Here is a 22,328-nt window from a genome sequence, read left to right on the forward strand (position 1 = left end):
AGGACAGGCAAGAAGCGGCACAGACCACCGCGTCAAGAAACTTCACACCCCGCAGCGAGAGGGCCACAGGTGTTCAGCGGACCGCCGGAATCCGAACCCGGACGACCTTCCCCGCACCGCACGGGAAGGCGTTGAGCACGCCGCACGCCTCCGCGACCAGGAGGTCGACGATGAACAGGCCCCGACCCCCCTCCGCCTCGACGTCGGCCCCTGGACCGACTCCCGGCAGCGACGGATCGCCGTCACTGACGTCCAGCTGTATCCACTCGCGCCCGAAAGTGATCGCCGCGCACAGCCAGTCCGTGGCCGCATGGCGCACCGCGTTGGACACCAGTTCCGTGACCGTCAGGAGCAGCACGTCCTCCACGTCCACCGAAACCCCCTGGCGCCGGAGTGCTGCGCGAACCCGGGCCCGAACCCCGGGAACGCACGCGACAGTCGGCCGCATGACCCATTGGCGGAAGGCGTGACCGCGCAGCCCGCGGACAGCGGGCCTCATCTCTGCGCGAGGAGGCCGCGAAGGCTGCACGAGGGTGACGGAAGGAGAGGGCATTGCAGACTCCCGAGGGGAGGATGACGCAAAGTCACTCGTGTAACCACTCGCAGTAGTGCGGGCGATTCCTTGAGTGCAACCTGTCGCCATCGGGTGCGTTACACGTGTAACATCATGCATCCCGGAGGCTCTGAGCGCAATACATTTCGGACATTCTTTCCATTCGACGCCCAGCTGTGCCCCTGAGAAGGGCCTGCTGTCGCCACACCTCAGGTGCGACAGGCCGCCGAGACCTCACCGCTTGCCCGCAACGCCGGAAGAGAGGCACACATGCCACCATCACTGCCCGCCGAGCTGGACCTCGGGTGGCCTCCGCCGCCCTTCCTGGCTCCGCCTCCCGCCCAGGTCAATCCCGAGGGCGTCCGCCACTTCGACGGCGTCACGTATGCGACCAGTCCCGGCTACCGCCCTCGCCTGCTCGACGTCCACGTGCCCGCGACCGAGGAGCCGGTACCGGCCGTGGTCTGGATCCACGGTGGTGGATGGCTGGAGGGCGACCGGCGCTACCCGCCGCCCACCATCCCCGTCGAGCTGCTGCACGGTTCCGTGCTGCAGGCCGGTCTCGCCCTGGTCTGCATCGACTACCGGCACAGTCTGGAGGCCCCGTTCCCGGCGCAGCTGCACGACGTCAAGGCCGCCATCCGCTATGTACGCCGATTCGCCGACACGCTCGGGATCGACGGGGACCGCATAGCGGTATGGGGCGAGTCCGCTGGTGGGCATCTGGCCGCGCTCTCCGGGCTCGTCGGCTCGAACGACCGCCAGGGCGTTGACCTGGAAGGCAGTGAAGGCACCACCGAAGAGAGCAGTTCAGTCCGTGCCGTCGTCGACTGGTACGGCGTCTCGGAGCTGATCTCCCTGCTGTCGCACACCCTGCCGGCCGTCCCCGGGCTCGACTACCCCAGCCCGTTCACGGCGTTGCTGGGCGGCGCCACCGGTGACGAGCTGGTGGCGCGGGCAGCGATCGCAAGCCCTGTCACCCATGTGACGGCCGGCTCTCCGCCTCCGCCGTTCCTCCTGATCCACGGGACGAACGACGGACTGGTGCCGTACAGCCAGAGCGAGGCCCTCGCCGAGGCGCTCGAACAGATCGGGGCGGACGTGACACTGCAGCCCGTCGCGGACGCGGATCACATCTTCCTGGGAGCGGCGGACGTCGGGCCCATCGTGGCGCAGAGCGTCGACTTCCTCGTACGGCACCTGACGACCGCGGAGAAGGCTGCCCGCTGATCTCGACTCCCCCGCTCAGGCGCAGGGAGCGCCCGCGCGTGTACGGCCCGCGTCGATCCCGTGGACATCAGTTTCATTCCCCACTTCGGCCGGGTCCGTACACCGCGGCCGCGAGAGGCTCTCATGACTCGCGCCCTTTCCGTCGCAGACACCACGCCTGCGCACCACAACCCGCACCCGGATCCCACCGCACCGAGCGCGGCCGTGCTCCCGTTGGGAATGGCCTGCTCAGCGCTCGCAGCCGGGCTCGGTTTCGCCCTTCATGACCGGTCCGGGCGGTCGGAGATTCAGGTGGTCGACCATCACTGGCTCACCTGGATGGGCGGACCCCACGGCGGTGTGTACGCGGCGTTGGCGGACGTACTCAACTGGTTCGGCGGACCGCTCGGAGCCGTGCTGCCCGTTGCCCTGCTGCTGCTTCTCATCGGGCGGCGGCGATGGTGGTCGGTGGCCTATCTGGTCACGGCGTATCTGCTGGGGAATGTGGTCGTCGTCCAGGTCCTCAAGCACCTGGTCGATCGGCCGCGGCCCGCGCACCCCCTGGTCCGTGTGGACCACGGTTCCTTCCCGTCCGGGCATTCCGCCGGCGCCGCACTGCTCGTGGTGGTCGTCGGCGCCGTCCTCGTTCCGGCCGCTCGCCGACGCTCGTGGTGGCTGCTGGGCGGCGCGTTCATCCTGGCCATGATGTGGAGCCGCACGTGGCTCCATGCTCACTGGCTCAGTGACACTGTGGCCGGCGCGTCGATCGGTGCTGGCGCCGCGCTTCTGCTCTGGCGGGCTTTCGCCCCGCTGCTGGCCCGGGAACGCATCTCACGAGGACTGCCGGGCGACCAGGACGGCGTCCGTCGGCGGCACTTCGGGGACGTCGGTTCCCTTGAGCAGCGCGTCGATGGTGTCCGCGACCTGAGCGGGTGAGGGCAGTTCCAGACGCACCGTGGTGAGCGGGGGGCGCTGCAGCGCGGAGGGTACGAGGTCGTCGGCGCCCACGACCGCCACCTCCTCGGGAACTGCGATGCCCCTGTCCTGGAAGGCATGCATCAACAAGGTGGCGTACTCGTCGTTGTAGGCGAACACGGCATCGAGGCCGAGGCTCGGCCACCGCTCCGCCAACTCGGCGGCGGACTCTCGGGTGTAGTTCATCGGGACGGCGGTGACCGTCGCCGTGCTCTGGGAGGCGACGCGCTGGGCGCCCGCGAGGCGAGGCTGGGCGAAGACATCCAGACCACGTTCGCCCGGCAGGACCACACCGATCCGCTCTCGTCCCCGCATGACCAGGTGTTTCGCCGCCACCTCGCCGATCCTGGCGTGATCAAAAGCGAAGGTGTGGACCCCGGCGACGGGCTGTGAGGCGAAGGCGAGCAAGGCAGGCACCCCGGCACGCCGGAGTACGTCGACCGCGCCGGCCGTCAGGCGGTCCCCGTCCAGCGCGAGGACCGCGGCCGGCCGCAGCTCCGCCCAGGCACGAGCGCCGGCGGCCGCATCGGAGTACCGGCCCGCATGGAGAACCGCGATGTACCCATGCCGTTCGAGTTCGCTGTGCAGGTCGTCCAGCCAGCTGCTGACCAGACCGCCGACCGCCGAGACGGAGGCAGGGATCAGCACCAGATTGCTGCGGCCGGCCCGCAGCGACCGCGCTGCCGCATGAGGGACGTATCCCAGCTGTTGGGCTGCAGCCAGCACCCGGGCTCGCGTCGTGTCGCTCACACGGTGCGCTTGGGTGTTGTTGAGGACGAACGAGACCGTCGCCCGCGACACCCCGGCCAAGCGGGCCACGTCTGCGCTCGTGATCGATGCCGACGCGTTCGGCTCCTGGGCCATCGGGTGCATCACCTGTCCGACTGTGTTCTGACCTTGGAAAACCAGGTTACACGCGTTAAGCCGGACCGCCGACTCAAGAACGGTACCCACCACCGAGGACCTTCCTCCCGAAGAGAGGTCGGAGAAGCGATCCGATGAATCCAGCCAGTGGGAGCGGTGCCGCTTCCCAGCCCCCTTGTCCAGCGAGCCGCCATCAACAACTCTCCGGCGGCTTGTCTCCAGGGGACCTACGCGTCCAGTACGAGGAATTGCGTCGCCGCTGGGGACCCGTCGCCCCCGTCGAAATCCTTCCGGGCGTTGCCGCATGGCTGCTCCTGGACCACCAGGCAGCCTTGGAAGTGATCTGGAACGAGCACCTCTTCTCCAGCGACGCGCGGCGTTGGAACACCGTCACCGATGGCAGGTTGGCGGCCGATGCGCCGCTGTTGGCGATGCTCGGCTGGCGCCCGGCGGTGTCACGCCTCGACCTGCAGGAACACAGGCGGCAACGCCAGGCCGTGACCGACGTCCTGGATCACATCGATCCGCGACGCCTGCGCAGAGTGGTCCAGCAGCAGGCCGACCGCCTCATCGACCACTGGGCACCACGCGCGAGCGCGGACCTGGTCGCCGACTACACCCGTCCCCTGGCGTGGGCCGTCTTCGCCCACCTGCTCGGCTTCTCCCCCGAATCGATCCCCGCTTTGGAAGCACTGGTCACCGCCGCCACCGACACAGCCGATGACGCCAGGTACGCGGAGGCCGAACTGCTGGAAGCGGTACGTCGGCTCCTGAATGCCAGAGTCACCACGCCCCGCGCGGACCTCGCGTCCTGGATGGCTCACGCGACCACGCTGACGGACGTGGAGATCGCGCACAACCTGGCGCAGATTCTGTACTTCGGGGCTCCCGGCACCATCAACTGGGTCGGCAACGCCCTGCGGTTACTGCTCTCCGACCGCCACGTGAATGCTTCCGTGGCGACCGGTCGCCTCACCCCGTCCGACGTCCTGGACCAGACGCTCATGGACGACCCGCCCGTCCCGAACATCGCCGGCCGGTGGGCCACGCAAGACATCATGTTCGCGGGGCACGCAATCCACGCCGGCGACCTGCTCATCCCCTGCCTGGTGGCCGCGAACACCGACCCCGCCATCCACGGCAGCGGTGCCGTACACACGCGTACCCGCGCACACCTGGCCTGGGGGACGGGCGCTCACGGCTGCCCCGCCAAGGACATGGCCCGGCTGATCGCCGAGGCAGCGATGGACGTCGCACTGCGCCGGCTCGCGGAGCTACGGCCGGCCATCCCCGACTCTGTCGTGGCCACCAGGCAGTCCCTGTGGTGCAGCGGTCCGGTCGCGCTGCCGGTCGTGTTCAGCCCGACGGATCCCGAGCAGCGCACCGAGGCGCTGCACGAGCTGCCGGCTGCCTTGCCGGTTCCCGAGAGAACGCGGATTGCAGAGGCGGCGCCGGGAGAAGCGCCGCAGCGGTGGGGCTGGTGGAATTCCATGACCGGGTGGTGACCACGCGCGAGGCTCATCTGCTCGGTGCGGGTGATGCCGATACGGGGCGGACCCAGGTCCTGGAGCACTCTACGCCGGGCAACGTACGAAGTGCCGCCGATGGCTCGGCGGCACTTCGCGCCGACCTCTTCGAGACTGGGCCGGCGCTGAGGTGTTGCGTCGGTGCAGACGCATTGCTGCGCCCGGCGCCAGACGGCCTGCTCGCCCGGGGCCGGGGCGGCCACTCCCCTACGGCAGCCATCGCGGATGTTACACGTGTAACTCCACAGAGGATCGTGGCCGACGCGATCGATGCGCCGTCTCGCTACCGGGCCCCGCGCACGTAGAGCCTGCGAGAGTGACCCGCCAGGTCATCGACGGCCGAGACGACGGAGTCGAAGCGCATGGTGGTGCGGCTGTCCGCCTCGTAGGGCGCCCATTCCGGCAGTCCGTGGTGATGGGGATTTCCGTCACGAACGAAGGAGATCCACGCCTGGTGCATGCTGTGCGCCAGGCCCTGCCGGGCGGCGGGTTCGATCCCTTCGACGATCGGCGCCTTGGACCAGTTGTCGAAGTTGTTGAAGACGAAGGGCAGTTCGAGGCAGTGGGCCGCCCCCAGCCTGCCCTGATGCGCGGGCGTTTCGAAGTCGAATTGGTACGCCCACACCGGACGCCCCATCTCTGCCCGGGCTTCCGCCAGTTTCAGACTGGGAACGCGGAACAGCTCGTCGCTGATCAGGTCCATCAGCACATCGAGGGGCCGGGAACCGGGCCGCGTGCGCTCATAAGCGGCGTACACCTCGAGTGCGTCACCCTCGAACGTGTCGGCGATCCTGCCGATCACTTGCTCCTTGGTGGCCGTCTCGTAGCCCGACCCAAGGGCGAAGCTGAAGTTGGACTCGTCGCGAGTCCAGCCGATCATGACGTCGATGTCGGCACCGCCCTCGCAGAGCAGCGTTTCGGCGGGGTGGCGGGACAGGGTGGCGCCGTCGATGACGGGGAGGAAGGGCGTGGGCCAGTAGCCCCAGCGGGCGCTGGCCCCGAACAGTGCCATGGTCGCCTCGACCAGTCGCTGCCAGGGGACTTGTCGCAGCGTTTTGACGTCCCTCGCGCCGACGAGCTTGAGAAACGTCTCGGTGCGCTCTGCGCAGGCCTGGGGGTCGGGAATCTGCAGACCGAAGGGTGCGCTCTGCAGGATGGCCCTGCGGAACAGCCCTTGAGCGGCGGGATGCCCCGCCAGCGCCGCGGTGGAGATCGCGCCTCCTGACTGGCCGGCGACCGTGATGTTGTCCGGGTCTCCGCCGAAGTGCGTGATGTTTTCGTGCACCCAGCGCAGTGCGGCGACCTGGTCCGTGAGCCAGAAGTTTCCGGACCCCGGCTCATCATGGTCGGCGCCGAGGTAGAGGAAACCCAGGGGGCCGAGGCGGTAGTTGAGGGTGACGACGACGATGTCGCCGTTGCGGGCGAAGGTCTCCCCGGAGTAGTAGGGCAGGGAACCGGCCCCGGAGACGAAGCCTCCGCCGTGGATCCACACCATCACGGGCCGCCGGGCGTCGTCGGCAGCCGGAGTCCACACATTGAGGGTCAGACAGTCGTCGTCGAACGGCGGGAAGCCGTGGCCCCCCAGCACGGGGTCACCGCTCTCGCTGAACATCTGCGGCGCGCTGGGGCCGAAGTCCGCGGCTTCGCGAACACCGGTCCATCCTGGGTGGGGCTGAGCGGAGCGCCACCTGAGATCGCCCACGGGCGGGGCCGCATAGGGCACGCCCTTGAAGACGGCGACGCCGCCTTCGACGGCCCCGCGCAAATGGCCGGCGGGGAGTTCCACCAGGGGTGCGACCGCACCAGGTTGCTCAGCCATGATCTTGTTTCCTCCTCGTTCACGCCCGAGGGCGCGACTGGACGGGCCCTTGGGCAGGTCGGATCGAACTCAGGCTATTCACTTATTTTTACGGACGTCAATGATTCGACATATTCGTCATCTCGGCCCGCGACCGCCTCGGAGCCTTCAGTCCCACAGGCGATCGGCCGCCAACCGCTCCGCCTCGCGTCGAAGGAGCGCCGCGAAGGCCCTCCACAGCACCAGCCCGGCACCCGCCCCCGCCATGGCGCCGGCGAGCGCGTCGCTCAGCCACTGGGCATGCAGCCACACGCGGCTCCACATCATCAGCGCGACGAGCAATCCGAAGGCGATCCACCCCCACAGACGCGTCCGCGGACGAAGGAACACCACACCCACGGCGACGAGGAGGGTGGTCATCATGAACACCTGACCCGAGGGAAAGGAACCATCGCTGACGAGGACCCACGGATGCGGGGGTCTGGGCCGGCCGACAAATCCCTTCAGGGGCAGAACGACCACCAGGTTGGCGAGCACGCTCGTCGCGAAGAAGAAGAGGGCAGATCTCCATCGGCCGTAGACGCCAAGGCAGCCCGTCACAGCAAGAGGGATCACCACCCCCATCGGCCCGCCGACCCTGTCGAGGAACAGCGCCAACTCCATCGTCGAACCGCGTGTCGAACCGGCCATCCCCGCGGTGAGGCGCTCGTCGGCCCCCTGGAAGAAGGGCCGCTGACCACCTCTGAGCAGCAGGCCCATGACGAAGGTCGCCAGCAGCAGGATGGAGCCGGCGGCAAGAGCCCCTCGGGGCGGAGCAGCCGGCACGGAGCGTCGAGGCTCGGCGGAGGGGTTACCGCCGAGGTCCCTGTTCGAGTTCATTTCCAGCACGACAAGCCTTTCCCTGATGCAAGAACGCACAACAGTGCGGTTCAGGCGTGACGGTTGAGCTCTGCCGTCGAGACAGCCGGCGCGACACCAGAACACGAAGAGGCCTCGCGTGAGGCCTTGGGATTCGACGTTCAGCCCAGCGACAGGCAGCCGGGGCAACCCCTCGTGGGGGTGGGAGTCGGCGCGGGCCGGGTAGGCGCGACGCGGCCATGCCACGCATAACCGCCGAAGAGCCGCTCGCAGCATGCACGTACGGCGCTGAGAGTCCGGCCTTCAGCAGCAGCATGGCGTAAATATGACGGTAGCCACAAGCGCGCAATAAGGTCGCAGCCGAACCGTTACGCACAGCACGCCGAGCGAGCCGAGCAGGGGACAGCTACACGTGACAGCAGGCCTTCGGGCGCAGGCGCGACACCCCACCCCCTGTCGCGCCGAAACCGATCAGCCCGGAAAGGGCGAGCTTGGCATGGGAGGTTGGACAGCCGCCCGCCTTACCTCTGGCGCAGCCCGACGAAGGGTGCTACACAAGGTCTGCACACGGAGATAACACGTGTAACTAACTCTCGGGAGCATCCGTCCCATCACCGCCGCACCAGCCTCGCGGCCCCTCTGGCGCTCTGCCCCCGCACCACCCCTGAGGAGTCGACATGCCTGTCTCCCCGTCCCGTCGCGCTGCACGCGCCTGCCCCGCCGCACGGTGGTCGCGATGAGCGCCGGCGAACTGATCCAGCCGAAGGCGGCAGCGGACGCCGACACGCCCCGCCAGTGGGGGCTCCTGCTGCTTCTACTGATCGCCAACTCCACCATGCTGGCGGTCTACATGGGAGTGGGCTCGGTACTGCTCCCCACTCAGATCGCCTCGATCGACCCCGCCCACAAGGTGACCATCCTGGGCATCATCGGGGGCGTCAGCGCGATATTCGCCACCGCGTTCAACCCGATCGCGGGGGCGCTCTCCGACCGCTCCGGCAAGCGAAATCCCTGGATCCTGGGCGGGGCGTTCGTCTCGTGCGCCGGCCTGATCTTCCTCGGTACGGTGCGTACCGCGCTGCTCCTCGGCATCGGCTGGTGCCTGGTCCAGGCGACCATGAACACCTACCAGGCCGCGGTGACCGCCATCGTGCCCGACCGCGTCCCCCTGGCCCGGCGCGGCACCGCGTCCGCACTCGTCGGCCTCGCCCTGCCCATCGGCGGCACGCTGGGCGTCCTGATCGCCACACGTACGGCCGACAGCTTGAGCACGGGCTACCTGATTCTGGGCGTCATGGTGTCCGCGGCAGCAGCGCTGCTGTCGTTCCACTTCCGCGACGTGCCCCGGCAACAGACGGCGCCCGAGGTGTCCCGCCAGGACAAGATCGCAGCCTTCCTCTCCGCACTGGCCCACCACGATTTCCGCTGGGCGTTCATCGGACGGGCTCTGCTGGTACTCGGCTACTTCTCCGTCGTGGGCTACCAGTTGTACATCCTGGACGACCACATCGCCCTGCCGAAGGGCATGCAACCCACCGACGCCATGGCGATCCTGACCCCCGTGTCCATGGTGGCCATGGCGGTCTCGACGATCGTCGGCGGACTCCTGTCCGACCGCTGGAACCGGCGCAAGGTGTTCGTCGGCGTATCGGCGGCCCTCGCCGGCCTCGTCACCGTGATCCCCGTCATCAGTCCGACCTGGCCCGGGATGCTGGTGTTCAGCATCCTCAACGGTCTGGCCTTCGGCTGCTTCATGGCGGTGGACACCGCGCTCGTCACCATGGTGCTGCCGAACGCCGAGGACGCCGCGAGAGACATGGGCGTCCTCAACATTGCCAACGCCGGGCCCCAGATCATCGCCCCCTTCGTCGCCTCGGCCATCGTGACCACGATGGGGGGATACAGCTCCCTCTTCCTGGCAGGCGGCGTTCTCGCGCTCCTGGGTGCCCTCGCGATCCTTCCCATCCGCGGCGTCCGCTGACCACCCTGCCCGACGACCGGCCCACGGCCGGGAGCCCCACTACCCCGGCGGACACATGTCGAGGGTTCATGTGTCCGCCGGTCCCTCTTTCGACACACCTCCAAGGAGCACCACGTGAGACGCAAGCGTGTTCTGCCGCTGGCCGCCCTACTGTTGTGTGTGCCCGGGCTGGGTGCCACGACGCCCGCGGCGGCTTCGCCGCCGAGCGACACGAGCGGCCCGCTGCGCATCCTGCTCACCAATGACGACGGCTACAACGCACCTGGCATCCGCGTCATGTTCGACCGTTTGACGGCCGCCGGGTACGACGTCACCATCGTCGCCCCGCTCACCAACCAGAGCGGAGCGGGGACCAGGATGATGAGCGCGAGCACGGTGACGGTCAAGCATCCGGAGCCCCGCGTGTGGGCCGTCGACGGCACGCCCGGCGACTCGGTGGCCTTCGGCCTCTCCGAGGTGTTCTCCGACCGGGCCCCGGACCTGGTGGTCTCCGGTACCAACTTCGGCCCGAATGTCGCGGGCCTGGCCACTCACTCGGGCACGGTGGGCGGCGCGATCGCCGCACTGGAGCAGGGCGTCCCCGCCATCGCGGTGAGCACCGGCGGCCTCACCGCACCCGTGTACGAGCCCACGGTCAACGCGATGAAGCCGACGAGCGACTTCACGGTCAAACTCATCGAACGGCTGCAGGGCCGCGCGAAGTTCGGCCGGCTCCTGCCCGAGGGCGTCGGTCTGAACGTCAACCACCCGGTGATCGGCAAGGACGGCACGGGGACCGCCCAGGGCACCGCGCTCACCACTCAGGATCCCCAGCCGTTCCTCAAGGCGGACTACACCGACAACGGCGACGGCACGTGGAAGGTGACCGTCAATGTCGCCTCACAGCCTGCCCAGAAAGGAGGAGACGTCGAAGCGCTGAGCGCCAACAAGGTCTCCGTCACTCCGATCTCACCCAACTGGAACTCCGGCGCGGTCGACTTCGCCAGGACAGCAGCGCTGCTCAGCGACCTGCGGCCGTAGCACATCCGCACGTCCTGGCGGCCCGGGACGATCCGCACGTTTCCCAGCCGGCTGCCGCCTCCGTACCGCTCCGGCGCATCGGAGGCGGCTTGCGTGCTGTTGAGAGATGGGCGCCGACTGCGACCGCCTGCCCCTCACGGAACCTCTTCACGAGCCGGGGCTTCACCGTTGACGGCCAGACCGCGGAACATCCGGCCGGTGGACTAGATGCCGGAGTTGCAGGAGGACAGGGCGGCCGCCAAGACGCAGAAGTTCATGATTCCGGCGGCGTCAAGGCGGGTCTTCAAAGTTGAGCGGTGCGGCGGTGCGCGAGGCCCGGACTGCCGCCCGCCATCGTGGTGGTCCACCACTTCCACGTGGTGCAGCTGGCGAACAAGGTGCTGAACATCGTCCGGCGGCGGACCACTGCCACCCTGCGCGGCAGGCGCGGGCGGGCCACCGACCCCGAGTGGAAGGCCCGGCGCCGCCTCCTGCGCAACCGCGAGGACCTGACGGACAAACAGTTCACGAGCGGGGGAACGCGCTCATCGACGCCGGCGCGATCGGCATGACGCTGCTGACCGCCTGGATCGCCAAGGAGCGGCTGCGGACCTGCTCGCCTGCGCCCGCACCGGCGCGAACCGGCACCAGGTCGGCCACCCGCGGTGGAAGTTCCTCACCTGGTGCGCAGACGCCGACATCCCCGAAGTGCGCCGGCTTGCCGCCACCGTCGACCGCTGGTGGCCCGAGACCGAAGCGTTCATCGCCACCGGCCACAGCAACGCCAAGAGCGAAGGAATCAACCGCATGATCAAGCTGACCGCCCGCGCCGCCCGCGGCTTCCGCAACCCCGCCAACCAGTGCTTACGCACACGCTGCGTCACCACCCGCCGAGCCCGCGGACACCTCCGCACCGCTCAACTTTGAAGACCCCACCCAATCCGGGCCGCCAGCCGAACTGATGCATCAAGGACCGTGACAGGAGGTCAGCGGCCCGGCGCAATACACCGCTCAACTTCGCGGACTCTCAAGATCTTACTCTGGCGGATCAGGCGTGCGGCAGTTCGCTCACGGCCGGCCGACAGCCTCCGTAGGAGGCGGCCAACGCGTCTGCCACGATCGCCGCGTCTGCCTCGGCCACGTCAGCCGGGTACTCCGGCAACAAGTCGTCCCAGATGACCATCCACGACCCATACAGTTGGGCCTGCCCCTCGGGACGGGCGAAGAACCAGATGTGCAGATGGGCGCCACCGTCTCCGATGCGGTACACATGGGCCCGCGAGATGTGCGGCAGTGCTTGCACATGGCGGGCGATGTGAGTGGTGAGCACCCCCAATTCGGCTGCCAGTTCGTCGGGCAGGTCCGCCAGGTCAAAGTGATCGCGTGGATACAGCATCAGCACCAGCGGCACGCCGACACCCGTGATCCGGGTGAGCCGCCAACGGTCGTTGAGCCAGATGCCTTCGTCCCGGCTGCGGCACGCGTTGCAGTCCAACGGGTCCTCGCCGTGCCGCGCCGGTTCGGGTAGAACCGGCGGTCGCAGCGGCGCGACCAGCAGGCCGTCCGGCTCGAACGGACTGATGTCCCACGCTGTCATGCGGGCTACTGGGAGCCGTCGCTCATCATCCGCAGCGGTACGTGCATGGGCGTAGAACTCGTCAGGTCGCAGGGCCATGGCTGAAGACTACTGATGTTCGACGGCAACCAGCCCCTACGCATACACTGCGTCACCACCCGTCGAGCCCGGGGACACCCTCGCACCGCTCAACTTCGAAGACCCGTCAAGGCAACCGAGCAGCCGAGCACGGGCCCGGCGAGCCCGTCCGGGGCTCGACACCGGTCCCACCCAGCACACTGGCCCTGCATCCCACCCCGGCAGAGCTGCCGGCCAGACGGTCTCCGGCCATGCAGCTGACCGCACTTGCCCTTACCTCGCACACCTCGGGCGATGCCGACGGCACTGGCATGGATGTCCTCGACCGCCTGACCACATCACACACACTCACCAGCTGGCACCACAACTGGAAGACCGACGAAGCCGTCTGGCACCCGCCCCAACAGCACGCCACAGCACAGCCCGGTGAGCATCGACCGCACTGACTGCGGTCCATCTATGACAGTGCGGTTGAGTGCAAGATATCGCCGGAGCGGAACAACCTGCTCCGCCCGCCCGTACTATCGCTACACGCGGGCAGCGAATTGCACTCGTGGCCCACTCATGACTCCATGAACGCCAGCGGATTCGCTGCCCAGCCCTGGCGCCCGCGCTGCGGCCGCGAACCGAGGAAAGGCCGACATCATGCCTGACACCAAAACCCCCACCACCGAACTGACATCGCAGTACGCGGCCCAGGTGGCCAACGACCTTGAGCGCAACGCCAAGGAGCAGGAACGCATCAGTGCGGAAATCGACGCGCTGCAGGAACAACTGCGCGCCCTGCAGCACGACCACACCGTGCTGACCAACGTGCAAAAGGCACTCGGCATCGCGGACACAGCCACCCCGCCCGCCCCAGAAGAGACGGCAGCACCCTCAGTACCGCGGCAGAAGACCGACAGCGAGCCCGGTGCAGGCAAGCGGGTACGGGCGAAGAAGGCCGCCTCCGGGCAGGGAGACAGGGCAGCCAAGAAGCCCGCGGCCGCAGCCAAGGCGACGGTCGCGAAGGCGACCCAGCCCACCCTCGTCGAACTCATCCGCCGCCACCTCACCGATCAGAGCGAACCCCGCTCCGCGGCCGAAATCGCCACCGCGCTCGGCCAGGCCCACCCCGACCGCACCATCAAAACCACCGTCGTACGCACCACCGTCGAAAACCTCGTCGCCAAGAGCCACGCCCAACGCACCAAGCAGGGCACCTCCGTCTACTACACCGCCACCCACACCCAGGAACCGACCACACCCGCAACACCCCCCGCCGACACCCAGCCCGAGACAAACTGACCGGCGGGGACGCTTTCTGAGATCCTGCCTCCTGACCGACCCAGCCGCTCGCTTCGCATGCACCGGCCTGCCCTAGTCCTGTTTGGAGTCGTGATCAATCTGGTCTGGTTCGGCCGCTTGGGCCGGGCGGGGCCAGGACGTGTATCCAAAGTGGATCTTGAGGTGAGTTGATCTTGCTTTGTGGCACGTGGCGTCGGGATGTCCCGGAGCGGCACGGCCCCTGGGGCGGGTGTACGACCTGTTCCGACGCTGGCAGCGGAACGGCACCTGACAGCGGATCTTCGCTGAGCTGCAGGCCCAGGCTGACGCGAAGCATCTGATCACCTGGGAGATCAACGTCGACTCCACCGTTCGCCGGGCCCACCAGCACGCCGCCGGAGCAAGGAAAAGGGGGACCTTCAGAAGGAGTCGCCCGGCGGCCTCACGTCCGAGCCTGAGGACCACGGGCTCGGACGCTCGCGCGGCAGCCTGACCACCAAGCTGCACCTGGCCGTCCAGCAAGGCCAGAAACCCATGTCCATCGTGATCACGGCCGGGCAGCGCGGGAACTCTCCTCAGTTCGAGCCCGCACTGAAGAAGGTCCGGTTGCATCAGCTGGGGCCCGGCAGGCCCCGCACCCGACCGGACCGGGTGCGGGCCGACAAGGGGTGCGCCTCCCGCAAGAACCGTGCCTACCTGCGGTGCCGTGGTATCCACTGCACCATCCCGGACAAAGGTGACCACGTCCGCAACCCAAGAAACTCGGCTCCCTCGGCGGCCGTCCGGCGAAGTTCGACAAGACCGATTATCGCGAGCGCCACTCGGTGGAGTGCGGCATCAACCGCCTCAAGAGGCACCGGGCGGTGGCCACCCGCTACGAGAAACTCGCCGTCCGCCACGAAGCGACGGCCCTCGTAGCTGTCATCAACGAGTGGCTGTGACCAGTGCTTTCGCAGTCGGCGCCGGGGTCGGTGTGAGAAAACGGCTCGCGAGGCCGATGGGGCGGATGGCAGGGTGCGGCGCGTGGCACCCCAGTATCAGATTCGTGCCGACTACGACGCTCACACGATCGTGGTCTACCAGGCGTACGCGCCTGCCATCGCCGAGGCGGCGCTGCGGGCGGACCGCTTCGTTGCGCCGTTCTCGTTCCACCGGATGACGTGGGTCATCAAGCCGCGTTGACAGACCCTTGTCCGTCGCCGACGGAGAGGCCGCGTACGGTTGGGCGCGCGGCAGTGACGCATTAGCAATGTGGGGCGGGTTTCCCGCTCGTTGGCCGGTCGCGAGGAACAGGCCGGGGCAAAGCGCTTGGATCACTCTGGTCGAGTGCGGGTCGAGCCAACCTTCGCCCTGCGACGTTGGCCGGCCGGACTCCTGGGCATGGTCCAGCCGAGCAACGAGGTTGGGGGACGCGGGCGCCCAAGAAGTCGCTGACGACACAGTTGAGTCTCACATGGATGCACTCATCAGCCTGCCCAAGACCCCACCTGGTTGGGAGTCACATGGCTGGCGCTGACCGCTGAGCCAGTGTTCTTCATCGAGGGGCTTTCTCGCCGCCCTGCGAGGGGAGACGAGTTTCGCGGTCGGCACCACGGCTGCTCTCCGGCCCCTTGTCCGGCCTCTGAACGGGCTGCCTGGTACTTCGGACGGACACCTCTTGGCTCTCCGGTGTCGCCAGCCCGAACCGCGGGCATGGATAGCCCCGCAACGACAGGCTGGGCGAGGAGCAGGGCATGCGGCGGCGGTCTCAGGCCCGCACGGGTGCGGGAGTCTCCGGTTTATTGGCTGCCATAGCGGTGCTCCTGGGCCCGGTGACGAACTACGCCAGCAACTCCGTACCTGCATGGGCCACCAATGCCTGGGTGATCTGGCCGACCTTCGCCGTGCTGGCCGTGCTCAGCATCGGATTGACGTGGTTCAGCCAGCGCCTAGGAGGCGAGGAGTCCCCGCCCTCTGCGCTGCCCCCCATACGCCCACTTGCCGCGGCGAGTCCCGTATCCCTGCGGCCCCCGCACATCGAGACGGAACGGATGCATGGCCGGCAGGCGGACCTGGACCGTCTCACCCCCATGCTCCGCACGCCGAACGGACGCTTCGCTGTGTTGTGCGCAGGTGGCGGCATCGGGAAGACAACGCTGGCCGCGATGCTGTGCGCCGACGCGGCGGACATGGGGTACGAGGTCTTCTGGATACGGTGGCAGGGCCTTGAGCCCTTGCAGGCACAACTGACACAGGTCGCCGTTGCCTGTGGCCTCCCCAACGCGCTCCTGGAACGGACCCGGGCAGGCCATGACAACCTGCCAGACGTCTTTTGGCTGCATCTGGCCCGCACTCGCAAGTGGCTGCTCGTCATCGACAACATCGACGATCCCAGCCCGATCGTCCCGGACACCGAACAACTCAGTGACTACCGCGGTTGGATCAGGCCCTACGGCGGCGGCCTCCTACTCGTCACGAGCCGTGACACGAGCCAGGATGTCTGGGGGCCGGCAGCCGAACTGCTGAGGCTCCGGCCGCTGACCACCCCGGCAGGAGGGCAGGTTCTTCTCGACCTGGCTCCCCGGGCAGGCACGTTGTCCGAGGCCGAGTCGCTCGCTGCCCGCTTGGGTGGCCTTCCCCTTGCACTGCGGGCAGCCGGCCGCTACCTGACCGAGCAGACCAGCCGATACCGCGCGTTCACCGAATACCAGCAGGCGCTGGATCAGGATCTGGCTCCCTTGCTCGGCCCGGAACAGCCCGATGCGACCGACCCGGAAACAGCCCGTGCTCTGGTCCGCCACACCTGGGAGATCTCCCTCGACCAGCTCGCCGCGGACCGGAGGCCGCTCGCCCGACCCGTTCTGCGGCTGCTGTCGCAGTTCGCGGACGCGCCAATTCCCCGGGACCTGATCGTCGGGGACTTCGTCCAGGCGGTCGTTGGCGAGAGCGTCACCGAAGGGGCCCTCGACGAGGCCCTGTCCGGCCTCCGCCGCTATGACCTACTGCAGACCTCGGAGATTTCCCTTGGGCGTGATGTCTCAGTCTCATGCCTCGTCCTGCATCCGCTGGTGCGCGAAGTGAACGCGTACATCCTGTCCGCGACGACGGCGGACGTTGCAGGGTGGCGCACAAAGGTCGCCATGCATCTGATGTCAGGAGCCCGGGAACTGTCTGAAGCCTCGCAGTCGTCATGGGACCGCGCCCGGCTCATCGCACCTCACTTCGCTCTTGTCGCCGAACTCGGCGCAGACGGCTCCATGCCGCTGCCCGATGCCCGGGAGGCACTGGAGAATCTCGCCGCGCTCCTCAGTGACGCGGGCGCTCATCCGCTCCAGCTCACTTTACGGCGAAGCGCGCACGACATGGCATGGCAGCGTCTGGGGGCCGACCACCCGGACACCCTGGAGTGTCTTGGCAAGTACGCTCGCGCGCTACGCGCCATGGGGGACTACAGCGCGGCCGTCGACCGGCACAGAGAGGTCCTGGCCGCGCGGACCCGCGTGCTCGGCCCGAGTCACCTCGACACGATTTCCAGCCGTCATCACCTCGCAAGGGCACTGCGGTACCTGGGCCGTCACGCCGAGAGCGTTGACCTGGCCAGGGACACCACCGGCGCCCTGACCAGCTTGCTCGGCCCAGACCATCCCGAAACGCTGGCCAGCCGTGATGTCCTCGCCCTCGCCCTGGACAGCTTGGGGAGTCACCGGGAAGCGGCCGAGATCCACACCGAGGTGGCCGAGATCCGTACGCGGGTGCTGGGGCCTGCTCACCCTCGTACGATTTCCAGCTTCAACCACCTGGTCGACTCGCTGAACCACCTCGGCGAACACGCGCGAGCCGCTCGTCTCGCGCGCGAGACAGTGCGGACGGCCCACCAGGCACTCGGCCCTGATCACCCCCGCACCCTGAACGGCCGCCATGCACTCGCCACGGCCCTGCACGGGCTTGGTGAGTTCGGGGCAGCGGCTCGAATTCACCAAGACGTACTCCAGGCGAGGACGCGAATCCTGGACGCCGAACATCCGGAAGCCGTTGAAAGCCGCGACGCGCTCGAACGCTCATTGGCCGCGCTGCGCGGTACTGGTCATTGAAATCGCCATCACCGTTCCCGTCACGGACGGTGGAATTCTGCGACAGGTGACCTGGGCCGAATCGGTCCCGCCAACGGGCCACGGCGGAAACCGCCCGCGGGGCGCTCGTGACCGATGGCTGATCCAGCCCGATGGTCGTCGGCAACTCCCAAGGAAGTGACTATCAGCAAGGCTTGACACGAGCCATCCCGCCGCGTTCACAGACCGCATCACTGGTGCTGGAGTCGTCCGTGCCCAAGCGCTGAGGTCTGGTTCGCTTCCACACCGTAGGTGATCTGCGGGGGTACTATCCGCGAGCGCCTTTGGCCCATTCGGGCTGGTTGAACCATGTGCGATCGCCTGCGGGTAGACAAGCAAACGAAGCTCCTGGCAGACACGGGTGTTCTTGGTCGAGAACCCATCTATCAGGAGCTTCACCAGTTCGTACAGCCCGCCAACTGTCCGCCAGCACCTTCAGGTTGGAAAGGGCTCACTGAGATGTCGCTCAGCTGCGTGGAATTTTATACCCAGATCTCGAAAATCGAGCGAGCCATCCATTGGGAGCCACTACGGCCGCATCCATTCTCATATCTCCAGGGGTCATTTCAATCAAATTTTGACGCTCAAGATCCTCTGCATGTCGTTTCATTTCTCGAGCATTCGAAAAATTGAAGGACTTGAAGTCTTCAAAATTACAAGATCCCCCATTATCGACCATTTCATCCAGGAGCCCCCAGTCGACTGCTGAAATGTTGGGGTTGTTTGCATATTCATCCGAACGGAGCGTCAACCAGGATTCCAGTAGCGCAACGTGTTCCAAATCATCCGCATCCAAGATGCCCTCATCATGCAGCCAAAAACTGAAATCCTCGCACTTCTGGAGGGCGTTCCTGAGATTACATTTCAGTATCTCGTAGAGATACTGAAAACCAATGGGGCCGACCGGAGGTGTCCCGCCTATCGAGTACTCCCCGACCCTGGCCTCAAGGGCCTTTATAGCGTCACCCATGGACAACGGATCCACTTCGATCGGGTGACACAAGCGGCCTTGGAGCCGAGGTGAGGCCGCCGCTGTGCGCACCACCCCTCGTGCGCCGCAGATAACCCACCTCAAGCCTGGTTCGGCGAGGATCGTGTCGCGCATTTCCTCGAGTGCCTGTCGCGCTGAAGTGGAGCTGACTAGAAGCTCCAAATTGTCTAATACGCAGACGAAGTATCCGCACCCCGGTGGATCGAAGCATGTGCTCATCCAGTTTCGAACCGTCTTAGCAAGACCTGTTTCCGCAAATGCGACTGAAGTGTTCACGGATTCACTTCTGGCACCCGTCACACCAACGCCGGCGATTGAAGCCCCAGCGGATATCGACTTGACTGTAGGTGAATTCATCCACTTGTTTACGTCTCTCACTTTAGGCGCACCATAGCCCCATTCATGCAATTCGTCTCTGTATCGAATGAATGCTTCCGCCATCGCCCGATAAATCTTAAATTCGAGAGCCGTCACACCATCCTTCGTGGTGAGCTGAAATTCTTCCCCAAGGGGCAGTAGCAGCGGGCTTCTGGCCTTATCGCTATTCCGTTTCATTCGGTAGTTAGCTATGGTTATGAGGCTCGTCTTTCCAGCCCCGGCCTCACCTTCTATCGTGACGTGACTCGAAGATGATGCCAGTCGATTGATCAAGCGTCGTATGTGATGCTCTCGCCCCACTAGCAGCCTTTCCCCTGTCGCTGTCGGGGGGAGAGAGTGAGTGTCATAGGGACTTTGGGTAAAACCGAAATCCGGCCAGATCGTCATGATGCACCAACTGACACTTCGTTGAAAAGTCACAGCGCAACTCGGATTGAACGCTCTTTTCATCAACGGTAGAAGCTGCTGGCGAAGTCCTCAACTTGCACGTCACGTCCGGTTGTCACGGCCGCACAGGGCGCGTAGCCAGCCACCGTCGACACGTTCCGGTCGGGCAGCAGATCCACCGGGCGCCTGGTCTCGATGTCCACCAGGACGGTGGCATAGACATGCCCCTTGCGCAGCGCGAATTCGTCCACCCCGAGCACCCTCGGCGTGTGCGGTGCCGGTTCGGGCAGGGCCCGTATCAGGCGCAGCAGAGTGGAACGGCTCGCCGGAACCGCGAGCGGGTCCACCAGTCGGGCCCCCGCCCGGCCGGCCAGCATCATCGCCAGCTTCTGCAACACCACCTGGAGACCGGCACTGCGCCGGCCATAGCGGAAGGTCAGCCCGCTGACCTGCTCGGCGAAGGTCGCCTGCGGACACGCGCCCTCACCGCAGCGGAACCGACGGACCTGTAACTCAATCACCACCCGGCGGTGCCCGACCGCACTGTCCGCAAGACGACGTACATATCTGCTGTGCACTCGCGCAGACCGCACCCCGCAGCCAGAACACCCGGCCCGCTCCGCAGTCGCCCGGGCCCGCACAACCACCAACTCGCCATCCACCACTACGTTTTCGATCCGAACACCATCGACCCGGTGAAACCACAGGCCCTCAAGGAAGACGTCACCCACGGCCGTTCATAATCGCGGGTTCGGTGACCCTCCGTGGCTCCGGCACTGAAAGTGATCCAGAACCACAATTCACGCGTCGCTGACACCCGTGACGGTGTGTTAGATGAGCGCCCCTTCGCCATGGGGGCGCGTGGTGCACCAGGAATCCGTTCCGGTTGCGGGCCGGCAGGCGCTGTAGGAGCGTGGTGTTGAAGGGTCTCTGGGTCTGCCGAATCGCTGCTGAAAGCGCGGCGGCTGGCTCCCAGCCCATTCGCGGACGACCCCGCGAAACCTAGCGCTCTCTGAACCATGCCTGTCATTCCGGCATCCGGGTCGGTTCGCTCAGAACTACGCATACACCAACGAGCAGGTGATTCCCATGCCTACGCGCATCTCTCGCAGGAATCGTACTCTCGCGGCCATGGCCCCGATCGTCACCGCGGTGCTGGCCGGAGCTCTCCTGACGGCCCCTCCTACCTCGGCGGCGCCTCCAGTCGGGACGGTGTCCTTCACCGGCAAGGTGACCTGCAAGAATGCATTCCCGGCCCCCAACAACTCTGTCCCCACCAGGGTGTCGCTCGACAGTGGTGAGGACGATGCATTGGGCCCCACCAACAACCCAACCAACCGCAGGGCGACGTTCGGCCCGATCAGCCTCGACGCGCCGTTGGACTCGTCGTTCGCCCTCACGGTCGACGTCACGTGCAAAGCACCCGGGAAGAAGGCCCAAACGTTCACCAGAACGATCACAGAGGACAACCTCACCGAAGGTGACACAGTCTCGCTGAACGTCAAGTAGGCGCACATCGCCCCGTCAGGCCACCGGTCTGACGGGGCGTCTGCCTTGCCGAGCAGCCAAGCGGCGTTGATGTCAGGGTGTTATCCCGTTTCCGCTGGTCAAGTCGTCGTTGGCCCCTGCGTCCGCTCTCTGGTGCGGCACTTCGAGCGTCGTCGCGTCCCCGTGGCGCCCCTCGCGGGACCCAACAGGCAAGAGGTCATGCGGCAGGGCCACCTCACCGGCCCGGCGCTGAGCGAGCCACCCTGAGAAGCTGTTGTCGTTCCGAATCTGAGGGCGGCGTTTTCGCTGGTCAGGCATAGGGTCGGTGACCTGGTGGGAGTGGTGGCGTGTCGTGTCGTCGCTCCCCGGGAGGTTGTGGATGCCGTCGGTGGTCGGACTGCTGGAACAGCACGAGCTCGCTGCTCGCCGTCGGGTCGAGGGGTTGCGTGAGGAAGCCGTTCGCATCCAGGCCGAGTTGGCCGCGGCCGAGGAGGAATGGCAGGAGTGGGCGATCGCCCGCAGGCGAGTGGGCACGGTCCTGGCTCCGGACGGCGGCAGCACCGCTGTTGAGGAGGTCGCCTCCGGGCCGGTCGCGGGCTCGGCGTCCAGGCAGGCGGCGAGGGCGAGGTCGCAGGTTCCGGTGTGGTGCCAGGGGCTGGCCTGGTCGGTGCTGTCGGTGGACTATCAGCGCATCCTCACCGCGCTCGCGGACCGGGACCGGCTCCATCAAGGACCCCTGACCTGCCAGGAGTTGGCCGGGATGTTCGGTCGGGACGCGGTGCCGACCAAGGTGGAGGCGCTGCGGTCGAAGGCGAAACGTCTGGTCGCGCGGGGCTGGCTGGCCGAGCGGCAGCCGGGGCGGTTCACTCTCGCGCAGGGCCTGGCCGGGCAAGGCGGCCCGTCATGAGCAGGGTCATCGACCAGTAGATCATCGCCTCGGCGCTGGTGGTGCGGCGTTCGTAGTCGCGTGCCAGGCGGCGACTTTGGATCAGGTGGGCGAAGAACCGCTCGACGATCCACCGCTTGGGCAGCACCACGAAGCGCGCATGTCGTCGCGGCGTTTGACGATCGCCAGGACCAGCGCGAGCGAGGTGAGGCAGTGGGTGATGAGACTGCCGGTGTAGCCGCCGTCGGCCCAGACCAGTTCCAGCCGATGATGCGCGTCGGTGACCTGCCCCAGTAGTACGTGGGCGGCGGTGCGGTCGCCGGTGTCCGCGGCGGTGACCAGCACGCCCAGCAGCAGGCCGAGCGTGTCGACCACGACGTGCCGCTTGCGGCCGTTGACGCCGGTTGGCGATGGCCAGCCGGGCAGT

The 22,328-nt window shown here is 67.0% G+C and carries 20 protein-coding genes and 2 pseudogenes; 14 read left to right on the top strand and 8 right to left on the bottom strand.

Going from position 1 to position 22,328, the window contains the following annotated elements:
* Positions 1-73 precede the first annotated feature (73 nt).
* The gene (locus AB5J50_RS01830) at positions 74-673 is read right to left on the bottom strand and encodes an ATP-binding protein (protein ID WP_369254260.1); all 600 of its coding nucleotides are present in this window, start codon (positions 671-673) and stop codon (positions 74-76) included.
* 150 nt (positions 674-823) lie between these two features.
* Here AB5J50_RS01830 and AB5J50_RS01835 point away from each other — a divergent pair, with 150 nt between their 5' ends.
* Complete coding sequence (locus AB5J50_RS01835; RefSeq protein WP_369254262.1) at positions 824-1,783, top strand: alpha/beta hydrolase fold domain-containing protein; 960 nt, start codon at positions 824-826, stop codon at positions 1,781-1,783.
* Between the two features lie 123 nt (positions 1,784-1,906).
* Positions 1,907-2,698, top strand: a complete 792-nt coding sequence (locus tag AB5J50_RS01840) for a phosphatase PAP2 family protein (protein WP_369254264.1) — start codon at positions 1,907-1,909, stop codon at positions 2,696-2,698.
* Here AB5J50_RS01840 and AB5J50_RS01845 read toward each other — a convergent pair.
* Complete coding sequence (locus tag AB5J50_RS01845) at positions 2,594-3,601, bottom strand: LacI family DNA-binding transcriptional regulator (RefSeq protein WP_330301827.1); 1,008 nt, start codon at positions 3,599-3,601, stop codon at positions 2,594-2,596. The genes AB5J50_RS01840 and AB5J50_RS01845 overlap by 105 nt on opposite strands.
* Positions 3,602-3,813: 212 nt before the next feature.
* Here AB5J50_RS01845 and AB5J50_RS01850 point away from each other — a divergent pair, with 212 nt between their 5' ends.
* Positions 3,814-5,106: a cytochrome P450 gene (locus tag AB5J50_RS01850; RefSeq protein ID WP_369254266.1), complete on the top strand. Its 1,293-nt coding sequence runs from the start codon at positions 3,814-3,816 to the stop codon at positions 5,104-5,106.
* 304 nt (positions 5,107-5,410) lie between these two features.
* Here the strand turns inward: AB5J50_RS01850 and AB5J50_RS01855 are convergent, their stop codons facing one another.
* Complete coding sequence (locus AB5J50_RS01855; RefSeq protein ID WP_369254268.1) at positions 5,411-6,946, bottom strand: carboxylesterase/lipase family protein; 1,536 nt, start codon at positions 6,944-6,946, stop codon at positions 5,411-5,413.
* Between the two features lie 147 nt (positions 6,947-7,093).
* Positions 7,094-7,684, bottom strand: coding sequence for a phosphatase PAP2 family protein (locus AB5J50_RS01860; RefSeq protein WP_369254270.1), 591 nt, complete (start codon positions 7,682-7,684; stop codon positions 7,094-7,096).
* Positions 7,685-8,519: 835 nt separating this feature from the next.
* Here AB5J50_RS01860 and AB5J50_RS01865 point away from each other — a divergent pair.
* The 4 genes from AB5J50_RS01865 (at position 8,520) to AB5J50_RS01880 (ending at position 11,690) form a co-directional block, all read left to right on the top strand.
* Positions 8,520-9,764 carry an MFS transporter gene (locus AB5J50_RS01865; protein ID WP_369254272.1) on the top strand — a complete coding sequence of 415 codons (1,245 nt, stop codon included), beginning with the start codon at positions 8,520-8,522 and terminating at the stop codon, positions 9,762-9,764.
* 114 nt (positions 9,765-9,878) lie between these two features.
* Positions 9,879-10,784: a 5'/3'-nucleotidase SurE gene (gene surE / locus AB5J50_RS01870; RefSeq protein ID WP_369254274.1), complete on the top strand. Its 906-nt coding sequence runs from the start codon at positions 9,879-9,881 to the stop codon at positions 10,782-10,784.
* A gap of 296 nt (positions 10,785-11,080) precedes the next feature.
* On the top strand, positions 11,081-11,335 hold the full coding sequence (locus tag AB5J50_RS01875) for a transposase (RefSeq protein WP_369254276.1): 255 nt from the start codon (positions 11,081-11,083) through the stop codon (positions 11,333-11,335).
* Between the two features lie 40 nt (positions 11,336-11,375).
* Positions 11,376-11,690 (top strand): transposase, encoded by a 315-nt coding sequence (locus AB5J50_RS01880; RefSeq protein ID WP_369265274.1) that lies wholly within the window; start codon positions 11,376-11,378, stop codon positions 11,688-11,690.
* Positions 11,691-11,811: 121 nt separating this feature from the next.
* On the opposite strand, the gene AB5J50_RS01885 is transcribed toward AB5J50_RS01880, so the two are convergent.
* A complete protein-coding gene (locus AB5J50_RS01885; RefSeq protein WP_369254278.1) occupies positions 11,812-12,438 on the bottom strand; it encodes a hypothetical protein in 627 nt (208 codons plus the stop codon).
* Positions 12,439-12,668: 230 nt separating this feature from the next.
* Between AB5J50_RS01885 and AB5J50_RS01890 the strand changes: the two genes are divergently transcribed.
* The 5 genes and pseudogenes from AB5J50_RS01890 (at position 12,669) to AB5J50_RS01910 (ending at position 17,753) form a co-directional block, all read left to right on the top strand.
* The gene (locus tag AB5J50_RS01890; RefSeq protein ID WP_369254280.1) at positions 12,669-12,863 is read left to right on the top strand and encodes a hypothetical protein; all 195 of its coding nucleotides are present in this window, start codon (positions 12,669-12,671) and stop codon (positions 12,861-12,863) included.
* A 199-nt stretch (positions 12,864-13,062) separates the two neighbouring features.
* A complete protein-coding gene (locus AB5J50_RS01895) occupies positions 13,063-13,704 on the top strand; it encodes a BlaI/MecI/CopY family transcriptional regulator (protein WP_369254282.1) in 642 nt (213 codons plus the stop codon).
* 513 nt (positions 13,705-14,217) lie between these two features.
* Positions 14,218-14,367: pseudogene (locus AB5J50_RS01900) on the top strand (IS5/IS1182 family transposase); the annotation flags it as partial.
* A gap of 339 nt (positions 14,368-14,706) precedes the next feature.
* Positions 14,707-14,859 (top strand): annotated as a pseudogene (locus AB5J50_RS01905) (DUF4291 family protein); the annotation flags it as partial.
* 635 nt (positions 14,860-15,494) lie between these two features.
* Complete coding sequence (locus tag AB5J50_RS01910) at positions 15,495-17,753, top strand: tetratricopeptide repeat protein (RefSeq protein WP_369254284.1); 2,259 nt, start codon at positions 15,495-15,497, stop codon at positions 17,751-17,753.
* Between the two features lie 484 nt (positions 17,754-18,237).
* On the opposite strand, the gene AB5J50_RS01915 is transcribed toward AB5J50_RS01910, so the two are convergent.
* Both AB5J50_RS01915 and AB5J50_RS01920 read right to left on the bottom strand, forming a co-directional pair.
* A complete protein-coding gene (locus AB5J50_RS01915) occupies positions 18,238-19,413 on the bottom strand; it encodes a hypothetical protein (protein ID WP_369254286.1) in 1,176 nt (391 codons plus the stop codon).
* A gap of 176 nt (positions 19,414-19,589) precedes the next feature.
* A complete protein-coding gene (locus AB5J50_RS01920) occupies positions 19,590-20,258 on the bottom strand; it encodes a transposase family protein (RefSeq protein ID WP_369254288.1) in 669 nt (222 codons plus the stop codon).
* Between the two features lie 400 nt (positions 20,259-20,658).
* Between AB5J50_RS01920 and AB5J50_RS01925 the strand changes: the two genes are divergently transcribed.
* Positions 20,659-21,036, top strand: coding sequence for a hypothetical protein (locus AB5J50_RS01925; RefSeq protein ID WP_369254290.1), 378 nt, complete (start codon positions 20,659-20,661; stop codon positions 21,034-21,036).
* A gap of 358 nt (positions 21,037-21,394) precedes the next feature.
* On the top strand, positions 21,395-21,922 hold the full coding sequence (locus AB5J50_RS01930; protein WP_369254292.1) for a hypothetical protein: 528 nt from the start codon (positions 21,395-21,397) through the stop codon (positions 21,920-21,922).
* An 81-nt stretch (positions 21,923-22,003) separates the two neighbouring features.
* Here the strand turns inward: AB5J50_RS01930 and AB5J50_RS01935 are convergent, their stop codons facing one another.
* Positions 22,004-22,276 carry a transposase gene (locus AB5J50_RS01935; protein WP_369254294.1) on the bottom strand — a complete coding sequence of 91 codons (273 nt, stop codon included), beginning with the start codon at positions 22,274-22,276 and terminating at the stop codon, positions 22,004-22,006.
* Positions 22,277-22,328: the final 52 nt, after the last annotated feature.

Origin of the sequence: Streptomyces sp. R35 (assembly GCF_041053035.1) — a bacterium.
Taxonomy (GTDB): Bacteria; Actinomycetota; Actinomycetes; order Streptomycetales; family Streptomycetaceae; genus Streptomyces; species Streptomyces lutosisoli.

What these genes read in the sequence shown, in the direction of transcription:
- AB5J50_RS01835 (WP_369254262.1), top strand. Translation starts at nt 824, where the DNA reads ATGCCACCATCACTGCCCGCCGAGCTGGACCTCGGGTGGCCTCCGCCG.
- AB5J50_RS01840 (WP_369254264.1), top strand. Translation starts at nt 1,907, where the DNA reads ATGACTCGCGCCCTTTCCGTCGCAGACACCACGCCTGCGCACCACAAC.
- AB5J50_RS01930 (WP_369254292.1), top strand. Translation starts at nt 21,395, where the DNA reads ATGCCGTCGGTGGTCGGACTGCTGGAACAGCACGAGCTCGCTGCTCGC.
- AB5J50_RS01860 (WP_369254270.1), bottom strand. Translation starts at nt 7,684, where the DNA reads ATGGGCCTGCTGCTCAGAGGTGGTCAGCGGCCCTTCTTCCAGGGGGCC.
- AB5J50_RS01885 (WP_369254278.1), bottom strand. Translation starts at nt 12,438, where the DNA reads ATGGCCCTGCGACCTGACGAGTTCTACGCCCATGCACGTACCGCTGCG.
- AB5J50_RS01845 (WP_330301827.1), bottom strand. Translation starts at nt 3,601, where the DNA reads ATGGCCCAGGAGCCGAACGCGTCGGCATCGATCACGAGCGCAGACGTG.
- AB5J50_RS01830 (WP_369254260.1), bottom strand. Translation starts at nt 673, where the DNA reads ATGCATGATGTTACACGTGTAACGCACCCGATGGCGACAGGTTGCACT.
- AB5J50_RS01925 (WP_369254290.1), top strand. Translation starts at nt 20,659, where the DNA reads ATGGCCCCGATCGTCACCGCGGTGCTGGCCGGAGCTCTCCTGACGGCC.
- AB5J50_RS01855 (WP_369254268.1), bottom strand. Translation starts at nt 6,946, where the DNA reads ATGGCTGAGCAACCTGGTGCGGTCGCACCCCTGGTGGAACTCCCCGCC.
- AB5J50_RS01895 (WP_369254282.1), top strand. Translation starts at nt 13,063, where the DNA reads ATGCCTGACACCAAAACCCCCACCACCGAACTGACATCGCAGTACGCG.
- AB5J50_RS01890 (WP_369254280.1), top strand. Translation starts at nt 12,669, where the DNA reads ATGCAGCTGACCGCACTTGCCCTTACCTCGCACACCTCGGGCGATGCC.
- AB5J50_RS01865 (WP_369254272.1), top strand. Translation starts at nt 8,520, where the DNA reads ATGAGCGCCGGCGAACTGATCCAGCCGAAGGCGGCAGCGGACGCCGAC.